This window comes from Haloarcula sp. JP-Z28 (assembly GCF_011440255.1).
Lineage (GTDB): Archaea > Halobacteriota > Halobacteria > Halobacteriales > Haloarculaceae > Haloarcula > Haloarcula marismortui.
Window position 1 is genome coordinate 1 of sequence record NZ_JAAOHT010000117.1, and the last position, 6,564, is coordinate 6,564.

The window sequence follows — 6,564 nt, forward strand, 5'->3', positions numbered from 1 at the left end:
ACCTGTACCGATTATCGGCATGGTGGGCCGTTACCCCACCATCTACCTAATCGGCCGCAGCCACATCCTACAGCGCCGGAACGTTTCTAACTCTCGGCACTCCAGCCTGGGAGTTGTATCCGCTATTGGCCTCAGTTTCCCGAGGTTATCGCGGTCTGTAGGGTAGTTTGGCCACGTGTTACTGAGCTATATGCTACGAGTCTGAACTCGTGCAACTAGCATGGCTAAATCGGACTCCGATAGCAATGGCCTCCGGCAGGATCAACCGGAATGTGCTGATATACATCAGCGGCGGAAGTGGTTGCACTCCGTCGGAAGCTAACACATTGGTTCCTCCGCCAATGTTTACTACTGCATGGGTCCGTGGGCTCACATCAGATTCCATCTTAACGGCGGACCGCAGGGGTGGAATCCTCATACACGAACACGAAGCCTCGGTGGCCTCGCATTCTAAGCGAGTGACCCAGGCCACCATGTTGGTGGCGTTGGGGTGTCGTTCCGAGAACGCTGCCCGGCGCGACCTTCGCATCACATCCGATGGGAGGGGAGTATATAAATGGACGGTCTCGAACCCAGCGTGTTCAGGCTCCACACAGGACATGTGTCGCATACTCACTAGAGAAATAGCCACATTGTCTAATCCGATACAACCATCATTTCACCCAGGTAAGATATTGAGTACATGGCTGTCGACGATGAGAAATCCCCGCGAGATCGGGTTACGCTGGCTCATGAAGATGTTGCGTTTTACGACCCGAACTACTACCAGATACAACTCATTCGAACTGCTGAGAGCGTTCTCTCGTCACATGGATTTGACCGGACGGACATCCAGCCATATTACAGAAACTCGAGATACGACCCTGAGCGAGTGGTCATAGTACAAGAAAGAGCTACCAGTCCTGCATTACACCGTTAGTTCATGTGAAGCCAATACCGAAACACACCACTGTTTCCGGAGCTACACACCACCATTTCCGAAGCTTTTGATGAAGAGCGTGATTCAGTAATTCGAAAGATTCGCTTGCAACATATTATTGTCTTCAGCGGTTGATTGGATGATATTCGCGACTTCTTCGAATCGTGAGGTCGACAGCAAGACATCAAGGACGGCTTTGAGCGGAACATCAAGCTCGTATTCGTGATAGCGACCAGCGGAAAGACCTTCATTGCGCTCGTACACGCTGATGAGTCCGAGCATATTCATATCCGATAGATGGTCACGGACACGCCGTTCGCTGACGCTATCGGCGTCAAGCCGGTCGCAAATTTTGATGTACCGGTCGTAGAGGTCACGAGAACGGATAGGAACTTCGTCAAGCGCTTGGTGATATGCAAGCGCACACAAGACAGCGTGTCCCTGTGTCGTGAGTTCTTGCATACCCTCGTAGAGCTGGTTCTTTTCGAGTTCATCCTGCGCATTCCGAACGAAATCGCCAGTCACGGTCTCAGCCTCTTCAGCCTGAGCGATTTCACCTGCTTCCCGGAGGAGACGAATCGCCTGCCTTGCTGATCCAGTGTCCTGAGCGGCAAAGGCTGCACAAAGGGGAACAACATCGTTTTCGAGCACATCGTCGTGGAACGCCTTCTCAGCCCGTGGATTGAGAATCGATCGCAACTGATTGGCGTCATATGGCGGAAACAGAATCTCTTTTTCTGCGAGTGTATCCTTGACTTTCGGTGAGAGATTCTCCCGGAACTGGAAGTCATTGCTGATGCCGACGATAACGGGACGAACACCGTCGACGTAATCATTTGACCGAGCGCGAGGCAGTCCGTAGAGAATATCGTCTGATTGCCCGATGTTGTCAATCTCGTCAAGTACAATCACGACAGTGCCACCGAGAGAATCCAATTCGTCATAGAGTAGATCGAATACCCGTTGTTGTGAATAGCCTGTCGTACTAATCCGATCTTTCCCCTGACCAAGACGGAGTTCATTCACGAGTGCAACAGCAACCTGATACGATGAGGAGAGATTCTCACAGCTGACCCAGATAGTCGATAGTTCCACATCGTCGTATGCCACTGCATCTGACTCGAGATGAGAGAGCATGAATTTCGTTGCGACAGTCTTTCCCGTACCGGTTTTTCCGTAGAGAAAAATGTTGGATGTGGGTCGGTTATCGATTATCGGTTGGAGAGCTCGTTGGTACTTTTCCAGTTCGTCATCTCGTTCCCGGATATCTTCTGGTTCGTAAGAATCGTCAAGGGGGGTCGCGTCTGCAAAGATCTGCTGATCCCGTTCAAACATCCCCATGAGAGAGTAACTCTTAGCACGATATCATAAAGCCACCGGTTCCTAAGCTTCCGAAGCGTCCGGAGCTTAGAAGTATATAAAGAAGGGCACACCACTATTTCCTATGCTCTATTCTTTATAAAACACACAGACACCACTATTTCCGAAGCTATCGAATATCTGCATAGGCCTTCGAATTCCATTCTATACAATGAAAGGTTTTATTACTATAGGTAGTTAACGAAATCCGTACTGCAATAAAAATAATAAGCAATCGAAATATAAACACTAGCAACTAACAGTTTGACAATTGGATGTTCTTGAATCTACCAATTACTGCTGGAATCTACAACCCCCCTCCACATATTGTTCCCATAGCTTCGGAAACAGTGGTGTGAGGGTCACTCCATTTTGCAGTTGTCAAAAGCTTCGGAAACGGTGGAGGGTTCTGTAGTGACCTTGGTAGTGAAACCCTCGAACTCAGACCTCGAGCCACTCCGACTGTCCGCCTGTAGAGCTACATACGTTCACAGCGAATTCGAATCTTGATTCGATAGTGGGTTCACACGCTCTCATGATCTGGCATCACTACAGCTGTTGTTTCTCAAACGCTCTTGTGGCGTAGATTGTTAGTGGATTAGAGGGCCGTTTTGAGGATGGTTTTGAGCGCTTCTTTTCCCGGTTTTCGATAGACATGACGACAAAGTCGGAATGCTCTGAGATAAGGCATCAGTTTGTCCTTGGAGGTGCCTCGATGGGGCGAGAGCCAAGATCGCGCCAGCAAATCTGTGACAACAGATTCGTGGTCCGACGCTCCGAGATGAACGTCTTGAGTGAAATCATGCTTCGTCGGGTGGCGCGTTCGCGCCACCCTTGCCCGATACGACTTTTAGTTGCATCTGGAACCTGATCAACAATCTGCTACGCAAGAGCGTTCTCAAATCTGGCGTATTGAGAGGAATAGCTTCGGAAACAATGGTGTGTCGTTACCATGCTTGGACCACAATTTATTTTGGGACCTAAGCCACTATTTCCACCGGCTACGGCTGGATTTCGACGTGATTGCTTCGGAAACGGTGGTGTGTATAGGAGGATGGTTTCTTCTCTATTAGCCCGTCAACTAGACGAGTAGAGTACTAGCTGAATGATCTTGGTCGGGTCGAAAAGCTCCGGAAATAGTGGTGTGTGGTCCTTGGGTTGGTTCCAGCAGGAAATCAGTGTGAGGTCAGAATACTGACGGACTGAATGGCTCATAATCAAGCACTACTCACTGCATTCGCGGCCTATTAGATCGTACTCTTACGAGCGATTTTGTGCCGCCTCGGTGGCTGGAGGCTTTCCAGTATGTTGCCGACAGCCGAACCACCGTTCGACCCGATCTTCCTCGAGGAACCGCCGCTCAGTCCAAACTACGAAGGAGCGATCATCAGCACAGTCGGCTTACCGTTCTACGCCGATGTAACTCGCCCCGATGGAGTGCCCGCTGACGAGCGCGAGCGAACCATCGACCTCGCGGAACGTATCCTACGTGCCGGCGGCGTTCGAACCGGCTTCGGGCACCATGAGGAAGTCCGGACCTCGATGGAGTCGTGGGCTCCCAATGCCGACGAGGAATGCGACGCTGACCCCGGCTACTGGCGGTCGTCAGTGCTCTTGATGTCTCCCCAAGAGATGAACTTCGGACAGCTGGACGGCGAACCCGAGGAGAGGCACGAGAAAGCCAAGACCGTGCTTGCGTGGGCCAGAGAGTGTATCGACACCGATGTCCTTCAGGAGATCGAGCGGTCCCAAGCCGAGGACATCAAGCAAGCGTGGCGCGACGCCGCAGAAGCCGAACTGACTCAGCGCGAAATCGAGCAGTTTGCCGAGGACCCGCCGGAAGCGCTCGATGGATGGACGAGACTTGACGCCAACCACGACGCTGTCAAGGTCGCATACGTCGCTGACAACCACGGGACGCCGTCGGTTGCAGCCGTGTTTGAGGGTGCTGACGGCGATTTAGAGGCCCACGAGTTCACGCTGGAAGAGTGGCAAGAGAACGACGGCAATCCTCGCGAGGCAAGGCCAAATCGGTACTGTGTCACGACTGACGGCGATGGGGCCTACGCCCAACTTCGGTCCCACCTGTTGACCTTCGAGGTCGAGCCGATGGAGCCACTCGAAGTGTAGGTCATTCCTGCGCTGAGCATGGTCATATCCCAGATACACCACACCGTGTTTCGAGTGTAAACACTACTGTTGTCTGGTGGTTTTCACCGGAAACGGTGGTGTGTTTGCACGCGTGAGCAGTAGTCATTTGATGATGGCAGTGCTGGATCGAATATGTCGTTCAGTGTCAACTGGCATACGCTGTTGGAGGAGGCTGATGAACTCCCATCTGATGCAGTGCTGGTGACGCCACTCTCGCATACGCCATTCCGGATCAGTGAGACACAGGAACACCGAATCATCGTCGACTACGTGGAAAAGGATGAGACACGACCACTCCAGCGCGAACAGTTCGAAACGCTGTTTCGGCGGGTGCATGACGAACCAAATCAGGAGTTCGCTCTTGACCGATTGCCACCCGACGCCGAACCCTTCGCTACGGTCTGGTCGCTCCATCCACGAATAGAGATTGATGAAGACGCCGGCATCATTCGACAGAGCGACCTCGAAACCACGACACAGATCGCTACGACCGGTGATGGGGACGAGGACACCGAGCGCACTGAACCGGATCTACAAGTGTACAGCGACGCACTCCTATTGACCGACGCGCTTGAGCGCCACGACGTCGACACGTTTGGCGATATCGAGACGGATACGCTCGTGGACCTGTACACGATGTTGTCGGATGTCCAGCGGAGTGCCAACGACCTCCGGAAAGAGGTCGCTGACGTCATCCTGAGTCGGCTCCATCACGACCAACCAGTCAGCGGGCAGTTTGGCTCCGTCCAGCGGACCGCACGCCGTCAACGCTCCCTCAAAGACGAGGAGACTGTGCTGAACGCGCTGGAAGCTGCCGGGATTGATCGTGAGCGCGTGACGAGCATTGACCGAGACAAGGTAGACGATGCTCTGGAGGTGACCGAGCTGTCAGAGGCGGATCTGTATGACATTGAGAGTACCGAGTACGTCCGCAAAGCCGATGTTGACGAGGAGACCAAAGAGACCCGGCTTCAGGGACTGAAAGATCGCCTTGTCGCCAGCGATGCTGACGATGATGAAGTTCAGCAGCTGCAAGACGAGATTGTGGAACTCGAAGAGCGCATCGAGGAGCTGACCTCGTTTGATTCCGGGGCGTCCTACCACACTTCTTCAGCAACCGAATAAGCGCTCATCGGTCGTCTGTGCCAGAGTTTCTTGTGGGTAGTGTCGGATAGATACCGAGAGTCACTATCTGAGCACTGTTCAGGTGCGGAAAATCCCGATCTACCAGAACTTTCGGGATGCGTACCACACACGATTTCACCCACGGCAAGGAATAGTATGTGTGAACCGACGAACCGCATTGAGAACTGCCGGCTCTTTGATTTGTGCGACCGGCTTGACTGGTTGTTTGGGAGGGCCAACAGGAGAATCAGAGCAGCCAACACCGGTTGATCTCTCTGGGAGCAAGGCTGACGATGAGGGCGGGATGGTTATTGGACACCATGGTGGCCCGAACGGACAGATATTCTATGAGAATAACAGCCCCGATGGGCACGAGAATCCGGCGTGGTTCCATACACTCGCGTTCGGGCTTTTTCCTTACTACTTTGAGCACGAGCAGAAAGGATGGGAAGCAACTGCAATATACGTGACTGACTATTCTAGCATAGAATACACACTCTCAGAGGAGGGTAACCTGACTATGCCTTCCCCGACAGCTCCAGACACATTCGGCGATGCAGAACAGATGGACTACGTCATGGAAAGTCAGGTTACTGGTGGGATGGGTCCTGCACTCATTCCGTTTTCTGAACCGACAGATGCGGAATCATTCGTGAGCAACTATGAGGGTGAGATCCTCCAATTTGACGAAATCACACCAGAACTGGTCACCTCCTATACACGCCAGTAGTGCCGTACGGTGTCACAGGCACCTCTCTATTCACCGCTCACATCTATTGAAAGACGTATTTCTCAGCCCAATCTAGAATGAAGTTACTCTGGTAGTAGCAACTTCTCACACAAGCTGCTGTTCAGTCAGATCAGGGGAGGTACGTAAGTTCACTCGCTCTTGCGAAGGAGATTGTTGATAGCGAGAGCAGCGGCTGAAAGTCGAAGAGGGCAAGGGCACCGCGCTAGCGGTGCCCGATATGTTCCCAATAAGCCGGTTCGTGTCGGAATCGGCTGCAGCG

5 protein-coding genes, 1 rRNA gene and 1 pseudogene are annotated in these 6,564 nt (G+C 52.6%); 4 read left to right on the forward strand and 3 right to left on the reverse strand.

The window, feature by feature from the left end; translation table 11 throughout:
* A 16S ribosomal RNA gene (locus G9463_RS22810) occupies positions 1-272 on the reverse strand; the annotation flags it as partial.
* Positions 273-682: 410 nt separating this feature from the next.
* Between G9463_RS22810 and G9463_RS22815 the strand changes: the two genes are divergently transcribed.
* The gene (locus tag G9463_RS22815) at positions 683-919 is read left to right on the forward strand and encodes a hypothetical protein (protein ID WP_165897916.1); all 237 of its coding nucleotides are present in this window, start codon (positions 683-685) and stop codon (positions 917-919) included.
* 84 nt (positions 920-1,003) lie between these two features.
* Here the strand turns inward: G9463_RS22815 and G9463_RS22820 are convergent, their stop codons facing one another.
* Together G9463_RS22820 and G9463_RS22825 are read right to left on the reverse strand one after the other, a co-directional pair.
* Positions 1,004-2,260 carry an orc1/cdc6 family replication initiation protein gene (locus G9463_RS22820; protein ID WP_007190011.1) on the reverse strand — a complete coding sequence of 419 codons (1,257 nt, stop codon included), beginning with the start codon at positions 2,258-2,260 and terminating at the stop codon, positions 1,004-1,006.
* A gap of 616 nt (positions 2,261-2,876) precedes the next feature.
* Positions 2,877-3,023 (reverse strand): annotated as a pseudogene (locus G9463_RS22825) (IS1595 family transposase); the annotation flags it as partial.
* Positions 3,024-3,583: 560 nt separating this feature from the next.
* On the opposite strand from G9463_RS22825, the gene G9463_RS22830 reads away from it, so the two are divergent.
* The 3 genes from G9463_RS22830 (at position 3,584) to G9463_RS22840 (ending at position 6,284) form a co-directional block, all read left to right on the forward strand.
* Positions 3,584-4,408 (forward strand): hypothetical protein, encoded by an 825-nt coding sequence (locus G9463_RS22830; RefSeq protein WP_165897917.1) that lies wholly within the window; start codon positions 3,584-3,586, stop codon positions 4,406-4,408.
* Between the two features lie 153 nt (positions 4,409-4,561).
* Positions 4,562-5,554, forward strand: coding sequence for a hypothetical protein (locus G9463_RS22835; RefSeq protein ID WP_165897918.1), 993 nt, complete (start codon positions 4,562-4,564; stop codon positions 5,552-5,554).
* A gap of 160 nt (positions 5,555-5,714) precedes the next feature.
* Positions 5,715-6,284, forward strand: a complete 570-nt coding sequence (locus tag G9463_RS22840) for a nitrous oxide reductase accessory protein NosL (protein ID WP_165897919.1) — start codon at positions 5,715-5,717, stop codon at positions 6,282-6,284.
* Positions 6,285-6,564: the final 280 nt, after the last annotated feature.